The following is a 22,031-nucleotide window of genomic DNA, read 5'->3' on the forward strand; positions in this document are numbered from 1 at the left end:
ATTCACTTGAGCAGCTCCCGGCAGACAGGTTTGTCGTGGGCCACGCCCAGCAGTTCGCAGACAGTGCCGCAGATTTCCGTCTGTTTTGGCGCCGCGCCGGGGTTGAGGCTGAAAGCATCACCGAGGACAAACAGCGGCACTTCGCGTTCTTCCGGCAGCAGGCCGTTGTGGGAGCGGTCGTTGTTCATGCCGTGGTCGGCGGTCACCAGCACCTGATAACCGGCGTCGAGCCAGCCTTGCAGGTAATCGGCCAGGATAATGTCTGCCGAGCGGGCGCTGTTGCGGTATTGCGGGGTGTCGAGGCCGTGCTTGTGCCCGGCGTCGTCGATGTTCATGGGGTGGATCAACAAGAAGTTCGGCGCGTGGCGCAGGCGCAGGTTTTCGGCGTCGGCGAACAGGTGCGAATCCGGGTAGTGATCGTTCCAGTAGAAGTGCCCGTGCTGGATCGGCAGGTTGCGGTCGTCGGTGTGACGATCCCGGGCAGCCACGAACGGCGAGCGGTTGTACAACTCGCTGACCCAGTGATAGGCCGCGGCGGCAGTCGTCAGGCCGGCATCCGTGGCGTAGTGATAAATGCTGCGCTGGTTGGACAGGCGCGAGACGTTGTTGTGGACGATGCCGCTCTCGATGGGCGGAACGCCGGTGAGGATACATTCGTAAAGCGGTCGGGACAGTGCCGGCAGTTCGCACTCCAGTTTGTAGAGCGCCGCGCGTCCAGCGCCAACATAAGCCTGCAGGTGCCCCATGGCGTGGCGCGCGACCTCAAAGTTGAGGCCGTCGAGCACGACAAGGATGACGTTGTGCTTCATAGGGGCAAAACTCCGCGAAACATTGGATTTCAGCGAAACCTGTAGGAGCGAAGCTTGCTCGCGAAGAGGGATTTACATCCAACAATGATGTTGGCTGACTGTCCGCCTTCGCGAGCAAGCTTCGCTCCTACAGATGAAGCATTACTTCATTTCGACGAGGACTTCTTCGTTCCACTTCTGCGGCAAGGCCTTGGAAGTCTTTTCCCATGCATCCGCGTCTTTGATCGGCGTGACCTTTTTGTACTGCTCGTTCGGCAGCAGCTTGGCCTGGACGTCAGCCGGCAGCTTGATGTGCTCGGCACGGATCGGACGGGCGTTGCCTTTCGCCAGGTTGATCTGGCCGGCATCGCTGAAGATGTATTCGCGAGTCAGCTTGGCGGCGTTCGGGTTCTTCGCGTATTTGTTGATGATGGTGGTGTAGCCGGAAATCACCGAGCCATCGGATGGAATCAGCACCACGTAGTCATCCGGGTTGGCCATCTTGGCCTTGTAGCTCAGGCCGTTGAAGTCCCAGACCACGCCGACTTCGATTTCACCTTTTTCCATCGTGGCGATGGTCGGGTTGGCCATGGACAGGCGACCCTGCTTGGCAATATCTGCGAACAGCAACAGCGCTGGCTGCAGGTTCTTCTCGTCGCCACCGTTGGCCAGTGCCGCGGCCAGTACACCGTTGGCGGCCTGGGCGGCGGTGCTGACGTCACCGATGGAAACCTTGTATTTACCGGTTTTCAGATCAGCCCATTTGGTCGGGGCTTCGGAGCCGTGCAACAGCTTTTTGTTGACGATGAACGCGATGGTGCCGGTGTACGCCAGGGCCCAGTTGCCGTCCTTGTCCTTGGCCCAGTCCGGGACCTGGTCCCAGGTGCTTGGCTTGTAGGGTTGCACCACGCCTTGTTTGACCGCAATTGGGCCGAAGGCTGCGCCAACGTCGCCGATGTCGGCGCTGGCGTTGTCTTTCTCGGCGGCGAACTTGGCGATTTCCTGCGCCGAACTCATGTCGGTGTCGATGTGTTTCAGACCGTACGTCTTGGCCAGGTCTTCCCAGGTGCCTTTCCAGTTGGCCCAGTCATCGGGCATGCCGACGCTATTGACCGCGCCTTCCGCTTTCGCAGCGGCTTCCAGGGTTTTCAAATCATCAGCGGCCATGGCGGCGGTGCACATGGCAATGGTCGAGCCTAACAGTGATGCCAGGAAAAGCTTTTTCATCCGAAGCTCCTTTGGGCGTTTTCAACGCTGCGATTGCGGTTGTGTTGGTCTAGGTCAGCAATACCTGAGCCAATTTAGGCGCCGCTGATGACATTTTGATGTCGACGATCGGTCGGCCTACATCTCTTAAACGGTAATGCTCAGGCTTCCGGGTAAGCGTAGACCATGGCTAAAGGGCTGATACGAAAGGACTTGGCCGTGAATTTGCAGGCGTCTGGCGCAACCGTTCGGCAACTTTGTCATCTGCCAGTCATAAGCAGTGCCTAGGCTTGCAGGGAGTTGATGGAGCCGGTTTGAATCCCGGTTCTGCCCCGAAACAGTGCTGGTCTAGTCCAGATAGGTAACGTTGATGCGCATCGAGACCACTAAAGCGGTGACAGCCATCGGGCAGGTTCTGCAAGAACAGCTCGACCATGGCCTGTTGGCGCCCGGGAGCAAACTGCCGGCCGAGCGCAAGCTCAGTGAGTTGTTCGGTACCACGCGGATCACCGTGCGTGAAGCTTTGTTGCAACTGGAGGCTCAAGGGCAGATTTATCGCGAGGAGCGCCGGGGCTGGTTCGTCTCGCCACCGCGTCTGGCTTACAACCTGATGCAGCGCAGTCACTTTCACGCGATGGTCAGCGCTCAGGGGCGGGTGCCGTCGACCGAGGTGATTTCGGCACGGTTGCAACCGGCGTCGGCGGCGGTTTGTGCGTGGTTGCAGTTGCCGGCGTTGTCCAGCGTGATCCAGATTTGCCGGGCGCGGCGCATTGATGAGCGGCTGGTGTTGTACGTGGAGCACTACCTGAATCCGCAGTATTTTCCGGGGATTCTCGATTTCGATCTGAATCAGTCGATCACCGAGCTGTACGCCAGGCATTACGACTTGCACTACGGTCGGGTGCGTTTCGAGATCGTGCCGACAGCCTTGTCGGTGGACGCGGCGGCGGCGTTACGGGTGTCGGTGGGGAGCCCGGGGTTGCGGATCGCCCGGGTCAATTACGATCAGCATGAGCGGCTGATCGACTGTGACCTGGAGTTTTGGCGGCATGATGCGATTCATGTCGGGGTGGATGTGGTTTGAGTTACTGATCTTCTGTAGGAGCGAGGCTTGCCCGCGAAGGGGGACTTACATTCAATAAAGATGTTGGCTGATAGTCCGTCTTCGCGGGCAAGCCTCGCTCCTACAAGGGCTTTTACTCTTTCTGCGGCCCACCACCGGCCGTAATCACCTGCACACTCATCCGCGGCGTCGCCAGGTCCATCCCGGCCTCATCCAGATGCCGCTTCAGCGACAAATTGAACGCCCGTGAAACTTCCCACTGTTTGATCGGTGCAGTCTTGAACCGGGCACGCAGAATCGCATTGCCGGACTCGAAGCTTTCGACGCCCTGGATCTCCAGCGGCGACCAGATATTGCGTCGTTGCAGTGGGTCGGTACGCATCTTCTGGCCGACCTCGCGCATCAGTTTGATCGCCTCGTCGATGTCCATGTTGGAAGGCACCGCCACCCGGAAGATCGCGTAGCCGAATTCCCGGGAGTAGTTCTTGATGCTTTTGATTTCGCTGAACGGAATGGTATGCACGATGCCATCGATGTCCCGCAGGCGAACGGTGCGAATGGTCAGGCCTTCAACGGTGCCCAGGTGGCCGCCGACGTCCACGTAGTCGTCGATGGCCAGGGAGTCTTCGATGATGATGAACAGGCCGGTGATCAAGTCCGCGACCAGCGACTGTGCACCGAAACCGATGGCCAGACCGATCACACCGGCACCCGCCAGCAGTGGCGTGACGTTCATGCCCATGTTCGCCAGCGCGACGATCAGCGCAATGATGAAAATCGCCACGAACAGCACGTTGCGGATCAGCGGCATCATGGTCTGCGCACGGGCGTTGGCCAGGCCTTTGCGCGAGCGGGTGAGGGCGTGGTGCACCGCGGTGTCGCTGAGGATCCAGGTCAGCCAGGCAAAGATCAGCGTGCCGGCGAGGCTGAACAGTTTGACGCTGACTTCATGGCCTTCGCCTTCGGTGAACGCGATCAGCGACATACCCCAGACACGCAGGCCCAGTTCGATGAAGACCAGCCACACCACGAGGTGGGCGAGGGTGTAGAAGAAGCTTTTCAGGCGCTCCGAATACAGCGCATGACGCTTTACACCGCGTTGCGGTTTCAGCGAATGACGGCGAACCAGACCGTTGATGACCATGCACAACACCAGCAACACGGTGCAGATCAGCGCCTGGCGCAGTGCGGTGCTGGTGTCACCGGCCGAGACAAATGTGGCGAACAGCGAGATGGCTACCAACACCAGGGCTGGCACGTACCAGAAGGTGCCGAGAATATCGATGGTGTCGCTGAGAGCGCGGCGCGTCAGGCGTCGGGACAACGGCTGGTTGCGGATCAGGTGAGCGATCGGCCGACGGAAGCGCAGGATGAACAACCCGGTGGACAGCGCAGCCAGCACGTTGGCGATGGTCGCAGCGGTGTGAGCCAGATGACTGCCAAGGCTGGTGACCAGGCGCGGGTCGCTCAGCGCCTCACCGAACGCGGCGAAACTGCCGATCAGCCACAACGGCCGGAAGGCTTGGTGCCGCAGGATGTACAAGGCACGGTGGCGATGCGGGCCGTCGAGCAGGGAAAACGCTATCACGCAGATCGCCGAGAAACAGGTGCCGACCACCAGCGCATAGGCCAGCACCATGGCCAGGCTTTTACCCAGTGACGAGGGCAGGGCGTAGCTCATGTAGACCGTAATGACCAAGGCAATCAGCCACGGCCCGAGTTTGCGCAGGGCGAAGCGCAACATGTCGAGGGCCTTGGGGTGTTGCGGCAGTTCTTCGGTCAGGCCGAAACGCATGCGCACCCGGTGACCGACCCAAATCAGCGCCGCGGCCAGCAGGCTCCAGACCATCAGAATCATGGCGAAGGCAAAGATGATCGGTAGCCACTCGCTGGCTGGCAGCATCAGCGCCACGAGTTCGTCCTGGGCCAGTTCAAACTCTTCGGACCAGCGCGTGAGGGGGCTGCCGGCCCCGGAAAATTGTTTTTCGAAGTTGGCCAGCGTGCCGCCGATCAGGCCAAGTACGCCTTGTTCCGCGGTCGGCTGAGCCTTTTTGGTGACGTCGCGCAGCTTCTTCAGATCCGCCAGCAGTTTGGTGCGCTGCTGATCGTTCTCCAGCGACTTGATGACTTCGTCCAGCGACTGCCCCAGCGGTTCTTGCGCCTCGGGCTGGGTTTTTGCCGAGCTGTTGAGCAAGCCCGGCAGGCCGACTGCCTGGGCAGGCGCCATCGGCAACAGCGTCATCAGGCAGACAAGGAAGAAACACGGCAGGGCGAAAAGACGAGCGAACACTAGGCGGTCAACCTTGGGATGAACAGATCGGCCGAGTGTACGAGCCCGCCTAAATCAATGCGAGCCAAGGGGGAGGATTTATTCGTTGAGTTTGGCGAGGATCTTGAACACCACGGTGGCGAGGATCGTCAGCATGCCGATCCACATGGCGAAGACGCCGGCGTTTTTGTCGCGGAAATTGAAGCCGATTGCCAGCAGGATCATCCCGGCAAGAATGGGGATCAGCATGGCGTGAAATGCAGACATCGAGATCATGGGCGACTGCCTTGTCGAAGGGTATGGATTAAGTCTAGGTGGCTTTTGGGCGACCGGTGGTGATGTGGGTCAGAGATGAGCCACACATAAAACGCAGTATGTGTGGCGAGAAAGCTTTTTGTGGCGAGGGGATTTATCCCCGTTGGGCTGCGCAGCGGCCCCAAAACCAGCACCGCGATCTTTCAGACAGACCGCATTCGCTGGCTTTGCGACCGCTGCGCGGTCGAACGGGGATAAATCCCCTCGCCACAGGTTGGTCGTTGGGTCAGGGTTTACGGCAATTCCTGGCAGGCGTAGAACGCGCTCAGCACTTTGACCAGGTGGGCCAGGTCATGGCTGCCGCACAGTTCGCGGATCGAGTGCATGGCGAACGTCGGCAGGCCGATGTCCACGGTGCGCACGCCCAGGTGGCTGGCGGTGATCGGGCCGATGGTCGAGCCGCAGCCCATGTCGCTGCGCACCACGAAGCTTTGCACCGGTACTTCTTCGGCCATGCACAGATGGCGGAAGAACCCGGCGGTTTCGCTGTTGGTGGCGTAGCGCTGGTTGCTGTTGACCTTGATCACCGGGCCGGCGTTAAGTTTCGGGCCGTGGTTGGCGTCGTGCTTTTCCGCATAGTTGGGGTGCACGCCGTGGGCGTTGTCGGCGGAGACCAGCAAGGATTTTTGAATGGTGCGCACGAACTCGTCACCTTCGGGCAACAGGCGACGCAACGTTTGCTCAAGCATCGGGCCATCGGCGCCGCAGGCCGAGCAGGAACCGACTTCTTCGTGGTCGTTGCAGACCAGCACGCAGGTTTCGTCGGTTTCAGCGGTCAGTAAGGCTTGCAGGCCGGCATAGCACGACAGCAAGTTGTCCAGGCGCGCGCCAGCGATGAAGTCGCCATGCAGGCCGATAACGGCAGCGCTTTGGGTGTCGTAGAAACTCAGCTCGTAATCGAGCACCACGTCGGCATTCAAGCCATGCTCGAGCGCAAGCTGATTGGTGAGCACGGCGCGGAAGTCCACGCGCTCGTCACCGGCAAATTGCGCGAGGATCGGCGGCAGTTCGGTCTGCGCGTTGATGGCCCAGCCCATGTTGGCTTCACGATTGAGGTGGATCGCCAGGTTCGGGATGGTGGCGATCGGCGCCTTGAAGTCGATCAGCTGGCTCTCGACCTTGCCGTCACGGCGGAACGTCACGCGGCCGGCCAGGGACAAGTCGCGGTCAAACCACGGCGCCAGCAGCGCGCCGCCATAGACTTCGACGCCCAGTTGCCAGAAACCCTGGCGCTGCAGTTCAGGCTGGGGTTTGACCCGCAGGCAGGGGCTGTCGGTATGGGCGCCGACCAAGCGAATACCGCCATGCAGCGGCGAATGACGCCCCATCTTGATCGCAACGATGGAGGAGTCGTTACGGGTGACGTAGTAACGACCGTTGGCTTCGGTGGCCCAGGGCTCGCGCTCGTCAAGGCGCACAAAACCCGCCGCTTCCAGGCGCTGAACAAGGCTGGCAGTGGCATGGAACGGGGTAGGGGAGGCCTTGAGGAAGTCGATCAGGCCTTGGTTCAACTCTTCGCGCATAAGAAGCTCCAGACAGCAGTGGGCGGGAGTTTAACGTATTGGCTCGGGCCTTTGGGCATGACGTGAACCGGTCACGTCAGCTGGCAGCCGCTACCCGCTTCTTCAGGTACGTCATGATGATCCGCTCATCTTCAGGCTTCTCGGGCTTGGGCAGTTGCCGGGGCCAGGCGTTCTGATGAGTCTCCAGCAGCTTTTTCTGACGAGACTGGTCCCAACGAAGAATCTCCCGCGAGGCACATTCCCACCATTCGTGTCGGCATGCCGTGTAGTACGGGTGATCGGGCGCCGCGCTGCCGTAGAGCAGATCGCGGCCGACCTTTCGCATGGCGCCACTCTGGTTGCGCAGCTTCCATTTGATTTTCAGTCGCTTCCAGGCCGAAGGGAAGGGTTTGACGCGCGGCACGTCCCGGCACAGTTCGACTAGCTCTTGGCTGAACTGCTCGCCATGCTGAGAGAAGAAATACGCCTGCATCGCATGGAAAAAGCGTTTTTCCGCGAAGTAGTGATAGATGTATTTTTTGGCTTCATAAACCGGTTTGTCACGCATCGCGAACGACAGGGCGATCTGCTCGATGGTGTGAATATCGAAGCCGTCCCGGGTCCATTCGTCGATGAATTTGATCGACTCTTCGAGCAGGGCGGTGTCGCGGTCGGTCAAGCCACACAAGCCGCTGTTGTATAGCTTGAAACCGTTGTCCGCTGTGATGCCGTGAGCATGCAGGCAACCGCCGAGCTTCACATAGTCGGGACGTTCGCACACGTCCTGCCAGTCGTACTCGAAACGATCCATCAAGTAGTGCTGCGGCTGAATCTGTTTGAAGATCAGATTCGGGTCGCTGGTGAACAGCGTGTCGGTATCGACGAACAGGGTTTTTTCCGCAAGCGTGAGACCGGCGGCCATCGCGCAGGCCTTGCGTCGATGGTGATAGCCGTTTTCGCCTTGCCACAGGGTCAGGGTTTCCTGGGTCAGGGTGACCGTTTCGACCGGCCAGCCGGCGTAGTCCTGAGGCCGATCCGTGAGGATTCTGATGCTCGGGAGATTGCCGTTCTTCGCATGAGACAGCGCGGTCAAAATACTGAACTTTGCTTCGCGCCGGTAAACGTCCTGGTTGCCATAGATCAGGTAAAGCAATTGGTGTCTGGTTTTTTTGACGGGTGTTGCCAGGAATTCGGTACTACTCATCGGGATGGGTATCCTTTTGCTAAAGCAGGCGACTGCGTGTCAGGCAGTGCTTAAAACGGTGCCGGGCATTCGAAGCGCAAGCGTTCACCGGTTTGCGGATGGGTGAAGCTGAGCATGCTGGCGTGCAGGCACAGTCGTGGCCAGGCGGCCAGGGCTTGCTCATGGGCGTAGAGCCCGTCACCCAACAGCGGGTGGCCGATGGAAAGCATGTGCACGCGCAACTGATGGGAGCGGCCGGTTATCGGCGTCAGTTCGACGCGGCACCAGTCGCCACACCGTTCCAGCACTCGCCAGAAGGTCAGGGCGTGTTTGCCGAACTCGTGGTCCACCACATGGCGTGGCTTGGTCGGCGGATCGTAGCGCAAGGGCAGGTCGATGCTGCCGCTGTCCAGTTCCGGTTGTCCCCAGCACAGGGCGGTGTAGGCTTTTTCGGTTTCGCGGTCGTGAAATTGCCGAGACAACTCGCGATGAGTGTCCGGGTCACGGGCCAACAGGATGATGCCGGACGTTTCCCAATCCAGGCGATGGACGATTCGCGCTTCCGGGTAGCCGTTTTCTTGCAGGCGGGTGATCAGGCAGTCCTTGTTGTCATCGGCCCGGCCAGGGACAGAGAGCAGCAAGGTCGGTTTATCCACCACCAGTACGGCGGCGTCCTGATGGATGATGCGGATATTGGACAACGGCATTAAAACAGCCTCGTAACAAACGCCAACGGCGACTCAGGCCCCTGCACCCGTAGGAGCGAAGCTTGCTCGCGAACGCATCACCTCGGTCTATCAGATACACCGAGTTGCCTGCTTCGCGAGCAAGCTTCGCTCCTACGCAATGCGTAAGAGCCTGAGCCGCCGTGGCTCCCGCTGGATCGACTAGCGATCCGGCAGGGTGATATTGAGTTCCAGAATCGAGCAGCTGCCCTGGTTTTCCAGCGCAACGTGCACGTCGTCGGACCCGATATTGACGTACTTGCGGATCACTTCCACCAGTTCCTTCTGCAAGGCTGGCAGGTAGTCCGGCGTACTGCGCTGGCCGCGTTCATGCGCCACGATGATCTGTAGACGCTCTTTCGCTACCGACGCGGTGCTGACCTTTTTGCTGGCACGAAAGAAGTCGAAAAGATTCATTATCTACCTCCAAACAGGCGCTCGAAGAAGCCTTTCTTCGTCACATCGAGAAAACGATGTTCCACGGTTTTGCCCAGCAGACGATCGACCGCATCGCTGTACGCCTGACCGGCGTCGCTCTGGTCGTCGAGAATCACGGGCACGCCCGAGTTGGAAGCCTTGAGTACCGCTTGGGATTCCGGAATGACACCCAGCAGGGCGACCGCCAGGATTTCCTTGACGTCTTCGACGCCCAGCATCTCGCCATCGCTGACACGTTGCGGATTGTAGCGGGTCAGCAGCAGGTGTTCCTTGATCGGGTCTTCGCCTTTCTCGGCGCGGCGCGATTTGCTGGCCAGCAGGCCCAGCATGCGGTCCGAGTCACGTACCGAGGACACTTCCGGGTTGGTCACGATAATCGCTTCATCAGCGAAGTACATGGCCAGGTGGGCGCCTTTCTCGATGCCGGCAGGGGAGTCGCAGACCACGTATTCGAAGTCTTCTTTCAACGCCATCAGGACTTTTTCAACGCCTTCCACGGTCAGCGCGTCTTTGTCGCGGGTCTGACTGGCGGCCAGGACGTAGAGGTTTTCCAGGCGTTTGTCTTTGATCAGGGCTTGTTGCAGGTTGGCTTCGCCGTTGACCACGTTGACGAAGTCATACACCACGCGGCGCTCGCAACCCATGATCAGGTCGAGGTTACGCAAACCGACGTCGAAGTCGACGATAACTGTTTTGTGGCCGCGCAGAGCGAGGCCGGTACCGATAGCGGCGCTGGTGGTGGTCTTACCCACACCACCCTTGCCGGATGTAACCACTAGAATCTTGGCCAAGGTGTTTCACCCCTAAGGAAAAAGGACTTTTAGCCCCTGAAAAACATCTCTTGAAAAACTACTGCAGTCGGACAGCCTTGGCTGGAATCCGGTCCAGAACAGCGATAAACACTGCGTTTGGCCTTTTTCCTACTTCGTTTGAGCCGTTTTCGCTACGTTTTAGAGATGCTTGGAAAATGCGGCAGTATCCGTTAAAGCCGAATGATGTTCAACACGTCGCCTGACAGGCTGACTTGCACGCCCGCGCCCCATAAAGGGTCGCGACGCAAATCCTCGGAAACCTTGTAGTGACCGGCGATGGAAACCAGTTCAGCGCTCATCTGCTGACAGAAAATCCTGGCTTTCGTGTCGCCTTTGACCCCGGCCAACACGCGACCGCGCATCGGGCCGTATACATGGATGTTCCCATCAGCGAGAAGTTCCGCACCCGGGCTGACCGAGGAGATCACCACCAGATCGCAGCCCTGGGCATAAATCTGCTGGCCGCCCCGTACGGGCGACGTGATGATTTTCGTCGGTTTGATGGTCGGCTCGGGCGGTTTTTCCGGCTTTTTCTTGACGACGCCTTCGAGCGGGTCCAAAGGGCGCTCACGGGCGCCGGACGGCGGCAGCACCGGCAAATCGACCGCAATGGCGGCCGCGATGTCTTCGATGCGGCTGGCACGGATCGCCAGGGTGCGCAGGCCATGCTGGCGGCACACGCGCATCAGGCCCGGCAGATCGACGGCGCCTTCGCTGGCCGGGAGTTTGTCCAGGGCCAGCACCAGCGGTGCGTTGCTGAAGAAATTAGGCGCCTGGGCGACCTTGGCGGCCAGTTGCCGATCAAGGCTCTCGAGGTCGTTGCGGGCCAGCTCCAGCACCGTAATGGCGAGCATGCTGCCCTTCAACTGGAACACGGGATCCTGGTCTTGCGGTTCGGTTTGGCTCATGGTCGGCATACAACGGCTTGTCACTAAAAGTGCCGAGACTTATAACGAGAACGCCCGCAAGCCGCAAGCCGGGTCGAACGATGTAGAATGCGCGGCCATTGTCTTTCCGGAACCTTTAATGGATCGCCCGCGTTTTCGAAAAACATTTCTTATGCCGCGTTTCTGGCCGCTGTGGTGTGGCTTGGGGCTGTTGTGGCTGATTGTTCAGTTGCCGTATCCGGCGTTGCTGTTCATCGGCCGCCTGCTCGGTTCACTGATGTATCGGCTGGCCGGCGACCGACGGCGCATTGCCAAGCGCAATCTTGAGCTGTGTTTCCCTGAAAAAACCGCTGCCGAGCGCAAGCGCCTGCTCAAGGAAAACTTTGCCTCCACCGGCATCGCTTTCTTTGAAATGGCCATGAGCTGGTGGTGGTCGCGTCAGCGTCTGGCGAAGCTGGCCCATGTCGAAGGGCTGGAACATCTGAAAAAAGCCCAGCGCGAAGGCAAGGGCGTGATCCTGATGGCGGTGCATTTCACCACGCTGGAAATCGGCGCGGCGCTGTTGGGACAGCAGCACACCATCGACGGCATGTACCGCGAACACAAGAACCCGCTGTTCGATTACATCCAGCGCCGGGGCCGCGAGCGGCACAACCTCGATTCGCTGGCGGTAGAGCGCGACGACGTGCGCGGCATGCTCAAACTGCTGCGGGCCGGTCGGGCGATCTGGTACGCACCGGATCAGGACTACGGCGCCAAGCAAAGCATTTTTGTGCCGCTGTTCGGGATTCAGGCCGCGACGGTCACCGCCACCAGCAAGTTTGCCCGGCTGGGCAAGGCGCTGGTGGTGCCGTTCACCCAGGAGCGCCTGGCGGACGGCAGCGGTTATCGATTGATGATCCACCCGCCGCTCGAAGGTTTCCCCGGCGAGACCGAAGAGGCTGATTGCCTGCGGATCAATCAGTGGGTCGAAGGCGCCCTGCGCGAGTGTCCGGAGCAATACCTCTGGGCCCATCGCCGCTTCAAGAGCCGTCCACCGGGCGAGCCAAAGTTGTACAAGAAACGCGCCTGAGTCACCCATCCCTATAAGCACCATGGAGTGTTGCGATGAGTCCTGCTGAACCGGTAACAGGGTTGATTCTTTCCGGCGGCGGGGCTCGGGCGGCGTATCAGGTGGGCGTGCTGGCGGCGATTGCCGAGTTGCTGCCGCTGGGCGCTGCGAACCCGTTCCCGGTGATTGTCGGCACCTCGGCCGGGGCGATCAACGCGGTCAGCCTCGCCAGCGGGGCGATGGACTTTCGTGGCGCGATCGAGCGCCTCACCGCGTTTTGGCAGGGCTTTCGCAGTCATCTGGTGTTGCGCAGCGACTGGCCTGGCGTGATCAGCCAGGCCAGCCGTTTTGTCAGCCACAGTTTGCTGGGCATCGGGGCACAGGTTCCGGTGGCCTTGCTCAACAGTTCGCCGCTGCGCGGATTGCTCAACGACAAACTGCACATGAACGGCATCGCCGAGGCCATCGCCCAAAAGCAGTTGCAGGCGGTGGCGGTCACGGCGTTCGGTTACGAATCCGGGCAGGCCGTCACGTTCTACCAGGGCGGCGGCACCATCGATGCCTGGTTGCGCCATCGACGGATCGGCGTCCCTACGCAATTGACCGTCGATCATTTACTGGCCAGTTCAGCGATTCCGCTGTTGTTCGCGCCGGTGAAAATCGGCGAAGAGTATTTCGGCGACGGCGCGGTGCGCCAATCAGCACCGATCAGCCCGGCCCTGCACCTGGGCGCCAGCCGAGTGCTGGTGGTGGGCGTCAGCGGCAATCCGCGCGGGGTTGACCCAGAGCAGCCGCTGCAACGCGCCTACACCGGTCAGCAGCCGACCCTGGCGCAGATCGGCGGGCACATGCTCAACAGTACGTTCATTGACAGCCTGGAAAGTGACATCGAGTTGTTGCAGCGTCTGAATCAGTTCAGTCGCTTGCTGCCCGATGGCACGCCGGCGCGCGCGTTGGGTGTGGCACCGGTGGAAGTGTTGGTGATTTCGCCGAGTCAGCCGATCGATGAGATTGCAGCGCGGCATCGGCAGGAATTGCCGGCGGCGTTGCGCCTGTTTTTGCGTGGGCCGGGGGCGACCAAGACGAGTGGGGCGGGGGTGTTGAGTTATCTGCTGTTCGAGGCGGGGTATTGCAGCGAATTGATTGATCTGGGGCGGCGGGATGCGTTGGCCAAGCGTGGGGAGTTGTGCCGGTTTCTTGGGTTGGAGGAGTCTGTGGTTTCGGCCTGAGGTCGGCGGCGTTGCCATCGCTAGCAGGCTAGCTCCCACAGGGGATATTCGCGCGACGAAGATCAACTGTGGGAGCTAGCCTGCTAGCGATGGCGTCCTTACAGACGCCGCCGGATCAGAAGTGAACCTTGACCAGGAAGCTGGTCACGCTCTGATCTGTCTTGAACCCCTGGCTGTCTTCGATGCCGTACTTGTTTTTCCAGTAGTCATACTCGACACCGACGTACAACTGCTTTTCGCCCAGGCTAAGTGCCTTGCCCAGGTCGTATTTGACCTGCGGATTGAAGTGCAGGTTGGCGTGATATTCGCCTTTTTTGTTGACGTCGTTGTCGACCACCCAGTCCATGAAGCCGTCGATCAGGATGTTCGAATCGCCAACGGGAATGGTGTAGGACCAGACCGGTGTGATTTGCCAGATATCATCACCCGGACGGTCGCCTTCGGTGTGACGGTTGTAGAAGTTCAGCTGGAAGTAGTCGAAACCTGGAATTGCCAGGTCGAAACCAGGACCGATCAGGTAGGACTCGGTATCGTCTTCACCGAACTCATACGTCATGGCCAGCAGCACGTCTTTGATCGGGCCGAATTCGAGTTTCTGGTCGAAGATCTTGCCGAACGACAGGCGCGGACTGAATTCGCCGTAGTAGGTGTTCTCACCGGCGAAGGCGTCTTCCTTGCCGTTGTAGAAGATCTTGTCGATGAAGAAGAAGTTGTCACCGTATTTCCAGCCATCGGCGTGTTCGAAAGTCACCGTCTGCTGAATGCGCGGGTTGACCTGGAAGTCCTTGCCATACAAGTAAGTCAGGCTGTTGTTCTGCCATTGCAGCAAGTCGCCGGCCATTGCCTGGCCCCCGGCCAGTAACGATCCCGCCAGCATCAGGCTAGTGCACGTACGTTTCATTCGGTTGCTCCCAAAAAGTAGGTGTTCCACGTTATTTTTCTAAGGTCGACGCTCTGGTGTGGCGCCTTTTTCTGTAGCTGTAAAAATTCATCCATCCGGTCAGCTTTAATGCTGTTAGCAAGAGCTGAGCCAAGGCTTTCGAAAAGCCAAAAAACTCCCGCTCGGCTGCTCAAGAACAGTCGATTGAGAGGGGTTTTGGAGTGCCTTGGTACCGTGCAGAGCCGGGATAAGTTGGCTTTCTGGTCAGGAATTAAATCCGGGCTTTTTTTTAAAGCGGATTCAGGCGGCCGCGGAGAATACTGACTCCTTGGCCATGTCTCAAGTGCCCCGCAACAGCGCACCGACGACAGGTGTGGAGCACGGTTGCGGGCCATCTTAAAAGTGCACCTTTACCAGCAGGCTGGTGGTGTTTTCATTGGTGTCGAAGTTGCCGTTGTTTTCAATGCCGTACTTGTCTTTCCAGTAGCTGTACTCGACGCCGACGTAAACCTGTTTCTCCCGCCAGCCCATGGCTTTACCCAGGTCGTACTTTATCTGCGGGTTGATATGCAGGTTGGCGTGGTAGGTGCCCTGTGAGTTCTGGTCGTTATCCACGACCCAGTCGATGTAGCCGTCGATCAACAGGCTCGAGTTGCCCAATGGCAGGCTGTAGGACCAGGCCGGCGTGATCTGCCAGACGTCATCGCCGGAGCGCGAGCCTTCGGTCTGGCGATAGTAGAAGTTCAAGGTGAAAAAGTTGAAGCCCGGAACTTTGAGATCGAAACCGGGGCCGATCAGGTAGGCCTCGGTGTCGTCCTCGCCATTCTCGTAGGTCATCGCCAGCAACACGTCCTTGATCGGGCCGAACTCGAAACGCCGGTCGAGGATTTTGCCGAAGGAGAGGCGAGGGCTGAACTCGCCGTAATAGGCGTGAACCCCTTTGTTCCGGTCTTTTTCGCCGTTGTAGTAATTGCTGTCGACGAACAGGAAGTTGTCGCCGTACTTCCAGCGGTCGGCGTGCTCAAAGGTTATCGTCTGCTGGATCGACGGGTTGACCGCGAAATCCTTGCCATACAGATAGCTCAGGCTGTTGGTCTGCCACAGCAATAAATCGCCGGCCAAGGCTTGGCTTGCAGCCAGAAGACTACCGCCCAACAGCATGTTTTTCTGTGTCCGAATCATCTGTTGCTCCCTCTTGTTTTTATTTTTCAAGGCGCAGGTATCCCTACCCTGTAGGAGCGGCTTGCTGGCGATGAGGTCAGAACATCCAACATTGATGTCGTCTGACCCACCGCTTCGCCAGCAAGCCGGCTCCTACAGGGTTTGCGTTCTGTCTTAGTGGGGGTGTGCGTGGCAGTCGTTGATCGCCGCGCGTTCGCGGCCGCCAAGAATGTTGAACAGCAAATTCAGCGACAGCGCACTCAACGTCGCCATTGCAATGCCGCTGTGGGTGATCGGACTCATCCACAACGGCAGGTGCGCGAAGAACTCCGGGCGCACTACCGGAATCAGGCCCATGCCGATGCTCACCGCCACCAGCAACTGGTTGCGACGGTCGCCGATGTCGGCTTCCTGAAGAATCTTGATCCCGGTCGCGGCCACCATGCCGAACATCGCAATCGCCGCGCCGCCCAGTACCGCTGGCGGGATCGACGCCACCAGAAACGCCGCTTTCGGCAACAGGCTCAGCACCACCAGCAAACCACCGGCGACGATGGTCACCGAGCGGCAACGCACGCCAGTCATCTGCACCAGGCCGATGTTCTGCGCGAACGAAGAGTGGGTGAAGGTGTTGAAGAAACCGGCGAAGAACGAGGCGCCGGCATCACAGAGCAAGCCGCGGCGCAGCATGCGTGGGCAGACTTCCTGGCCGGTGATTTTGCCCAGCGCGAGGAACATCCCGGTGGACTCGACGAAGATAATCACGACCACCAGGCACATGGAAAGGATCGGTGCGAGTTCAAATTTTGGCATGCCGAAATGCAGCGGGGTGACGATCTGCACCCAGGGCGCCTGAGCCATGCCGCTGAGGTCGACCATGCCGATCAGCCCGCAAATCACGTAGCCCAGGCACATGCCGATCAGCACTGAAATATTGACCCAGAACCCGCGCATGAAGCGGTGGACCAACAGGATGGTAGCCAACACCAGCGCGGCGATGGCCAGGTAAATCGGCGAACCGAATTGAGTGGCGCCAGCACCGCCGCCTGCCCAGTTGACGGCCACGGGGAACAGCGACAAACCGATCGAGGTGATGACCGTGCCGGTCACCAGTGGCGGGAAGAAGCGTACGACTTTGGACATGAACGGGGCGATGATCATGCCGAAGAAACCGGCAGCGATGGTCGCGCCGAAGATCCCTTGCAGGCCGATACCCGGCATGCCGGCCATGGCGACCATGCTGCCGACCGCAGCGAAACTGGCGCCCATCATCACCGGCATACGGATGCCCATCGGGCCGATACCGAGCGATTGCACGATGGTGGCGATCCCGGCCACCAGCAGGTCGGCGTTGATCAGGAAGGCGATTTCTTCACGACTCAGGCCGGCGGCCTGCCCGATGATCAGCGGCACCGCGATGGCTCCGCCGTACATCAGCAGAACGTGTTGCAGACCCACCAGGATCAGTTGCAAAAGGGGCAAACGCTGAATAGCGGGTGCGTCGGGGATGCGCGCTTCGGATAGCTCGGACATGCAACACCTCGGATCTTTTTTATTCTTGTGATTTTTGCATCAGGGTTGACCGCGGCGCGGCCGTTCGCGGGCAAGCCTCGCTCCTACAAGGTCAACACAAATCCTGTAGGAGCGAGGCTTGCCCGCGAAGCTTTTCAACGGTTAGTTGGTGGGAGCTCCCTGAACAATCCACGCGCCGATCAGGTCACGTTCCTGCTGGGTCATCTGGGTGATGTTGCCCAGTGGCATGATCTGGGTGGTGACGGCTTGAGCCTGGATGCGCGCCGCGTTCTGGCGGATCTGCTCGGGGGTGTCGAACATCACACCGCCCGGTGCGGCGCTGAACAGCGGGCTGGTCGGTTTGGCCGAATGGCAGACCGAGCAGCGTTCCTGGATCACGCTGTGCACCTTGTCGAAACTCGGGCCGGCGTTCGACGCCTGAACCGGTGCTTCAGCAGGTTTCGCAGCGGCAGGTTTGGCACCGCCACCGACGGCGGTTTCCGGCAACGGCTCGTACTCGATGGTGCCAGGAGCCTTGGCCACTTCAGGTGCACTTGGCATTTGCGCCGGACCGGTCACGTAAGCCAGGCAGATCATGCCAACGGCGGCGACGGGCAGGGTCCAGGCAAATTTGTGGCTGTCGTGACGGGTGTTGAAGTAGTGACGCACCAACACCGCCAGCACCGCGATCCCGGCCAGGATCAGCCAGTTGTATTGGCTGCCGTAGGTGCTCGGGAAGTGGTTGCTGATCATGATGAACAGCACCGGCAAGGTGAAGTAGTTGTTGTGCCGCGAACGCAACAGGCCTTTGGCCGGCAGCGCCGGATCCGGTGTGCGGTTCTCTGCAATCGCCGCCACCAGTGCGCGCTGCGCCGGCATGATGATGCGGAACACGTTGCCGACCATGATGGTGCCGATGATCGCGCCGACGTGCAGGTACGCACCACGACCGCTGAACACTTTGCTGAAGCCGTAAGCGGCGCCAATGATCAGCACGAACAGGATGAAACCGAGCAGGGCAGGGCGTTTGCCCAGGGCCGAGTCGCAGAGGAAGGAGTAGACGAACCAGCCGACGAACAACGAGGCAATGCCCAGTGCGACCCCTTCAGGGCCGGTCAGGCTGCTGCCGGGTGCCAGCAGGTACAGCGTCGGGTTGGAGTAGAACACCACGCATAGCAGCGCGATCCCCGACAGCCAGGTGAAGTAGGCTTCCCATTTGAACCAGTGCAGGTTGTCCGGCATGGTCGGTGGAGCCAGTTTGTATTTTTCCAGGTGATAGATACCGCCGCCGTGGATCGCCCACAGATCGCCCGCCAGACCACTTTTCGGGTTGACCCGATTGAGGTTGTTTTCCAGCCAGACGAAATAGAACGACGCACCGATCCAGGCCACGCCAGTAATCATGTGAACCCAGCGCACGCTCAGGTTCAGCCATTCCAACAGATGTGCTTCCACAGTCTTTACCTCTCGCCTGTCACTCTGTTGTCGAGTGATCAGACCTTCTCTTATTGGTGGGGGGCAAGGATCAAACGCTCATCCTCTTTGAAAAAATGCTCATCGCAGTTATTGCCTGTGCCACTGCGATCAACCACCAGGAAGTCATCCCGCTTTTCGATCGTCAGCACCGGATGGTGCCAAACGCCGCGATGGTAATTAATGCCCTGCCTGCCGTTGGTGACGAAGGCGCGGACCAAGCCTGATACAGGTTCATCGCCAAGTGGCGCGACCACGATCAGAAAGGGGTTGCCGAGCAGCGGAATGAAAGCCTGGCTGCCCAGCGGGTGACGCTCCAGCATGCAGACGGTCAGCGGCATGTCCTGCGCGTCGGCGCGGAAAATGCTGATGATCGCGTTGTCCTCTGGCGTGGCGGTTTGCACCGTTGCCAGTTTGTGAAAGCGCATGGTCGAACCGTTGTTGATCATGAAGTGATCGCTGCCGTCGGTTTCGATCACGTCACCGAAAGGGGCGAAGGCTTCTTTGGTCAGCGGTTCAATCGTCAGTGTGCGCATGCTGGTCTTCTTACCTTGAGTTCTGTGTTGTTTGTTCTATTGCTATCGCTAGCAGGCTAGCTCCCACATTTGGAATGCATTCCCCTGTGGGAGCTAGCCTGCTAGCGATTGGGTTCACCGCTTACTTAGCGACCTTGCCAAGAACGCGCAGGCGGCTCACACCACCATCCGGGAACACGTTCAGGCGAATGTGGGTGATCGGACCCAGCGCCTTGATCTGCTCGGCGAAGGTGTGTTCGGCGTGCATTTCCAGTTTCTGCGCTGGCAGCAATTCGCGCCAGAACAGCGATTGGGTTTCGATCTGGCTGTCGGTGCCGCCCTTCACGAACGCGCCCTGGATTGAGCACGTGTCCGGGTAGTTGCCCTTGAAGTGCAGGGTGTCGACGATGACTTTCTCGATCTCGCCGGCATGCCCCAGTGCCACGATCACCCAATCATTGCCCGGCGTGCGACGACGCGCGGTTTCCCAGCCGTCGCCCATGTTGATGCCACGGCCCGGGTTGAGGATGTTGCTCATGCGCCCGAAGTGTTCGTCGGAGCAGGCGAGGGCGCGGCCACCGTTGAGCGCTGCGGCCAGGTCAACTTGCTCGTTGTCGCCGACAGCGGACCAGTCGCGGAACGGAATGCCGTAGACACGCAGACGGGCCACGCCACCATCCGGATAGATGTTGAAGCGCAAGTGGCTGAACGATTGGTCGTTGCTGATTTCGTGGTAGTGGTGGCTGTTGCCTTGCAGCTCGACGGCCGACAGCACTTCAGTCCACAGGGTGTTTTCGTCCGGCTCGCCGGAGGCCAGGAAGCAGGCTTCCAGGGAAGCCGATGGCGGGAAGTTGCCGGTGAAGAATGAAGTGTCGATGTCCACGCCTTTGATCGAACCCGGTACGCCCAGGCGGATCACGGCGCTGTCGTAGCCTTCGAAGCGCTTGCGGCGCGACTCCCAGCCGTCCATCCACTTGCCGTTGTCATCGAACACGCCCTCCTTCCACACAGCCGGGGTCGGCTGGAACAGGCGGTTGGCATCAGCGAACCAGTCATCGGTGACCGAGATGATTTTGGTGCCCAGGCGGGCGTCGGCCAGGTTGACGAACTTCTCGAAAGGTACGGCGTAAGCTTTCATTCTTCTTGTCTGCCTTTAATAAGTTGGCTTGGGATGCTTGCAGGGCCCTGGGTACTCTTCGCGTTTTAAAGCACTCGGGCCAGGCTCGCTATAGGGTCAGTAATCGGAACAGGGCGATCTTGTTGATCTCCGCCAGCGCGCATTTGAATTCGGTATCCGCCAAATTGTGAATGCGCGTTTCGAACGCCGCGAGGATCTGATGCCGGTTGCTGCCTTTTACCGCCATGATGAAGGGAAACTTGAACTTGGCTTTGTAGGCGTCGTTCAGCTCGGTGAAGCGAGAAAACTCTTCGGCCGTGCATTGGTGAATACCGGCGCCAGCCTGTTCATTGGTGCTGGCTTCGGTTAGTTGGCCCTGGACGGCGGCTTTGCCGGCCAGGTCCGGGTGAGCGTTGATCAGGGCCAGTTGGCTTTCGTGATCGGCGCTCAACAGGATGTCGCTCATGCGCTGGTGCAGGGTTTCGATCTCGTCGATCGAGGTGTCCTGGCCCAGGTCGAAGGCCTTTTCGGCCACCCATGGCGAATGTTCGTAGATGTCGGCGAAAGCAGCGACAAACGCGTCGCGGTTCAGGGTCGACGGTTGCAGGGTTTGAAAGCGGCTCATTTTGCGGCCCCTTGGTACGGGTGGGTTTCGTGCCAGTGGCGAGCGATGTCGACGCGACGGCTGAACCACACCTGTTCATGACTTTTAGCGTATTCGATAAAGCGTTTGAGCGAGGCCAGACGCGCCGGACGGCCGATCAGGCGGCAATGCAGGCCGATCGACAGCATCTTCGGTGCTTCGGTGCCTTCGGCATACAGCACGTCAAACGCATCTTTCAGGTATTCAAAGAAATCGTCGCCCTTGTTGAAACCCTGGACCTGGGTGAAACGCATGTCGTTGGTGTCCAGTGTGTACGGGATCACCAGGTGCGGCTTGCCGGTCGGGTTGTTCGGTTCCCAGTAGGGCAGGTCATCGTCGTAGGTGTCGCAGTCGTAGAGGAAACCGCCTTCTTCCATCACCAGCCGGCGGGTATTCGGGCCGGTGCGGCCGGTGTACCAGCCCAACGGGCGTTCACCGGTGATTTCGGTGAGGATGCGGATGGCTTCGAGCATGTGCTCGCGTTCCTGCGCTTCATCCATGTACTGATAGTCGATCCAGCGGTAGCCGTGGCTGCAGATTTCGTGGCCAGCATCGACCATCGCGCGGATCACGTCCGGGTGGCGCTGGGCGGCCATGGCCACGGCGAAGATGGTCAGCGGGATGTCGAATTCCTTGAACAGTTTCAGAATCCGCCAGACACCGGCGCGGCTGCCATACTCGTAAAGGGATTCCATGCTCATGTTGCGTTCGCCCTGCAGCGGCTGCGCCGAGACCATCTCCGAGAGGAAGGCTTCGGATTCTTTGTCGCCGTGCAGGATGTTGCGCTCACCGCCTTCTTCGTAATTGAGCACGAACGACAGGGCGATACGGGCGTTGCCCGGCCAGTGTGGGTGAGGAGGGTTACTGCCGTAACCGATCAGGTCGCGTGGGTAGTCAGCGCTCACTGCAGTCTTCCTTCTTATTCGTTGACAGATTGTGTGGCGTGCCTGGAAGTGGGAAGACAGGCTGGCGTCACAGCGATGGGCTGATTGTATACAACTTTATATCCGCTTTGTAAGCCTGAATTTTTGCATTTTTGATGAACTGTCATCTTCACATGTTATTGCAAGAAACCTGCCCAGTTGGTCAGCTAATGGATGGAAGGTCCGCTGATAATATGGTTTGGCGTCAGATTTGCCGGGAATCCTTGAATGGTGACGCTTGCTGGAAAAATGTCGTTTTTATTGTGTACAATTTTTCTGAAAAGTGTCTTAATCAGTCGCTCGCCGCAGCGTTTCGTGCTCCGAATCGGTGCGGTCTCC

21 protein-coding genes are annotated in these 22,031 nt (G+C 59.4%); 3 read left to right on the plus strand and 18 right to left on the minus strand.

Going from position 1 to position 22,031, the window contains the following annotated elements; all coding sequences use genetic code 11:
* Positions 1-2: 2 nt before the first annotated feature.
* Entirely contained in the window at positions 3-809 is an 807-nt protein-coding gene (locus ACYZT6_RS07080; RefSeq protein WP_462026280.1) for an alkaline phosphatase family protein, read from the minus strand.
* Positions 810-950: 141 nt separating this feature from the next.
* Complete coding sequence (locus tag ACYZT6_RS07085; protein WP_462026281.1) at positions 951-2,015, minus strand: ABC transporter substrate-binding protein; 1,065 nt, start codon at positions 2,013-2,015, stop codon at positions 951-953.
* 349 nt (positions 2,016-2,364) lie between these two features.
* Between ACYZT6_RS07085 and ACYZT6_RS07090 the strand changes: the two genes are divergently transcribed.
* Entirely contained in the window at positions 2,365-3,078 is a 714-nt protein-coding gene (locus tag ACYZT6_RS07090) for a UTRA domain-containing protein (RefSeq protein ID WP_010456716.1), read from the plus strand.
* 112 nt (positions 3,079-3,190) lie between these two features.
* Here ACYZT6_RS07090 and ACYZT6_RS07095 read toward each other — a convergent pair whose 3' ends face one another.
* From ACYZT6_RS07095 to minC, 8 genes are all read right to left on the minus strand, one after another.
* Complete coding sequence (locus ACYZT6_RS07095; protein ID WP_462026282.1) at positions 3,191-5,347, minus strand: mechanosensitive ion channel family protein; 2,157 nt, start codon at positions 5,345-5,347, stop codon at positions 3,191-3,193.
* A gap of 78 nt (positions 5,348-5,425) precedes the next feature.
* On the minus strand, positions 5,426-5,602 hold the full coding sequence (locus tag ACYZT6_RS07100) for a hypothetical protein (protein WP_165557498.1): 177 nt from the start codon (positions 5,600-5,602) through the stop codon (positions 5,426-5,428).
* 272 nt (positions 5,603-5,874) lie between these two features.
* A complete protein-coding gene (locus tag ACYZT6_RS07105) occupies positions 5,875-7,164 on the minus strand; it encodes a M18 family aminopeptidase (protein ID WP_462026283.1) in 1,290 nt (429 codons plus the stop codon).
* Between the two features lie 76 nt (positions 7,165-7,240).
* The gene (locus tag ACYZT6_RS07110) at positions 7,241-8,347 is read right to left on the minus strand and encodes a hypothetical protein (RefSeq protein ID WP_462026284.1); all 1,107 of its coding nucleotides are present in this window, start codon (positions 8,345-8,347) and stop codon (positions 7,241-7,243) included.
* A gap of 50 nt (positions 8,348-8,397) precedes the next feature.
* Complete coding sequence (locus ACYZT6_RS07115; protein WP_030131660.1) at positions 8,398-9,033, minus strand: RluA family pseudouridine synthase; 636 nt, start codon at positions 9,031-9,033, stop codon at positions 8,398-8,400.
* Positions 9,034-9,213: 180 nt separating this feature from the next.
* Complete coding sequence (gene minE, locus ACYZT6_RS07120; RefSeq protein WP_007898843.1) at positions 9,214-9,468, minus strand: cell division topological specificity factor MinE; 255 nt, start codon at positions 9,466-9,468, stop codon at positions 9,214-9,216.
* Entirely contained in the window at positions 9,468-10,280 is an 813-nt protein-coding gene (gene minD, locus ACYZT6_RS07125; RefSeq protein WP_129436963.1) for a septum site-determining protein MinD, read from the minus strand. Before minD ends, minE begins: the two co-directional genes overlap by 1 nt.
* A 191-nt stretch (positions 10,281-10,471) precedes the next feature.
* Positions 10,472-11,209, minus strand: coding sequence for a septum site-determining protein MinC (gene minC, locus ACYZT6_RS07130; protein ID WP_461957906.1), 738 nt, complete (start codon positions 11,207-11,209; stop codon positions 10,472-10,474).
* Between the two features lie 118 nt (positions 11,210-11,327).
* Between minC and ACYZT6_RS07135 the strand changes: the two genes are divergently transcribed.
* Together ACYZT6_RS07135 and ACYZT6_RS07140 are read left to right on the plus strand one after the other, a co-directional pair.
* On the plus strand, positions 11,328-12,260 hold the full coding sequence (locus ACYZT6_RS07135) for a lipid A biosynthesis lauroyl acyltransferase (RefSeq protein WP_462026285.1): 933 nt from the start codon (positions 11,328-11,330) through the stop codon (positions 12,258-12,260).
* A gap of 35 nt (positions 12,261-12,295) precedes the next feature.
* Positions 12,296-13,468, plus strand: a complete 1,173-nt coding sequence (locus ACYZT6_RS07140) for a patatin-like phospholipase family protein (protein ID WP_462026286.1) — start codon at positions 12,296-12,298, stop codon at positions 13,466-13,468.
* A 115-nt stretch (positions 13,469-13,583) separates the two neighbouring features.
* Here the strand turns inward: ACYZT6_RS07140 and ACYZT6_RS07145 are convergent, their stop codons facing one another.
* The 8 genes from ACYZT6_RS07145 to puuE form a co-directional block, all read right to left on the minus strand.
* A complete protein-coding gene (locus ACYZT6_RS07145) occupies positions 13,584-14,369 on the minus strand; it encodes an outer membrane protein OmpK (protein ID WP_462026287.1) in 786 nt (261 codons plus the stop codon).
* 375 nt (positions 14,370-14,744) lie between these two features.
* Positions 14,745-15,530, minus strand: coding sequence for an outer membrane protein OmpK (locus tag ACYZT6_RS07150; RefSeq protein WP_462026288.1), 786 nt, complete (start codon positions 15,528-15,530; stop codon positions 14,745-14,747).
* Between the two features lie 153 nt (positions 15,531-15,683).
* Positions 15,684-17,042: a nucleobase:cation symporter-2 family protein gene (locus tag ACYZT6_RS07155; protein ID WP_462026289.1), complete on the minus strand. Its 1,359-nt coding sequence runs from the start codon at positions 17,040-17,042 to the stop codon at positions 15,684-15,686.
* 141 nt (positions 17,043-17,183) lie between these two features.
* Complete coding sequence (locus ACYZT6_RS07160; protein WP_462026290.1) at positions 17,184-18,476, minus strand: urate hydroxylase PuuD; 1,293 nt, start codon at positions 18,474-18,476, stop codon at positions 17,184-17,186.
* Between the two features lie 50 nt (positions 18,477-18,526).
* The gene (locus tag ACYZT6_RS07165; RefSeq protein WP_109628737.1) at positions 18,527-19,030 is read right to left on the minus strand and encodes an ureidoglycolate lyase; all 504 of its coding nucleotides are present in this window, start codon (positions 19,028-19,030) and stop codon (positions 18,527-18,529) included.
* A 121-nt stretch (positions 19,031-19,151) separates the two neighbouring features.
* Positions 19,152-20,147: an allantoicase gene (gene alc / locus ACYZT6_RS07170; RefSeq protein ID WP_462026291.1), complete on the minus strand. Its 996-nt coding sequence runs from the start codon at positions 20,145-20,147 to the stop codon at positions 19,152-19,154.
* Positions 20,148-20,235: 88 nt separating this feature from the next.
* Positions 20,236-20,751, minus strand: a complete 516-nt coding sequence (gene uraD / locus ACYZT6_RS07175) for a 2-oxo-4-hydroxy-4-carboxy-5-ureidoimidazoline decarboxylase (RefSeq protein ID WP_462026292.1) — start codon at positions 20,749-20,751, stop codon at positions 20,236-20,238.
* Positions 20,748-21,674, minus strand: coding sequence for an allantoinase PuuE (puuE, locus tag ACYZT6_RS07180; protein ID WP_462026293.1), 927 nt, complete (start codon positions 21,672-21,674; stop codon positions 20,748-20,750). Before puuE ends, uraD begins: the two co-directional genes overlap by 4 nt.
* Between the last annotated feature and the right edge of the window lie 357 nt (positions 21,675-22,031).

This window comes from Pseudomonas sp. RT6P73 (assembly GCF_054897715.1).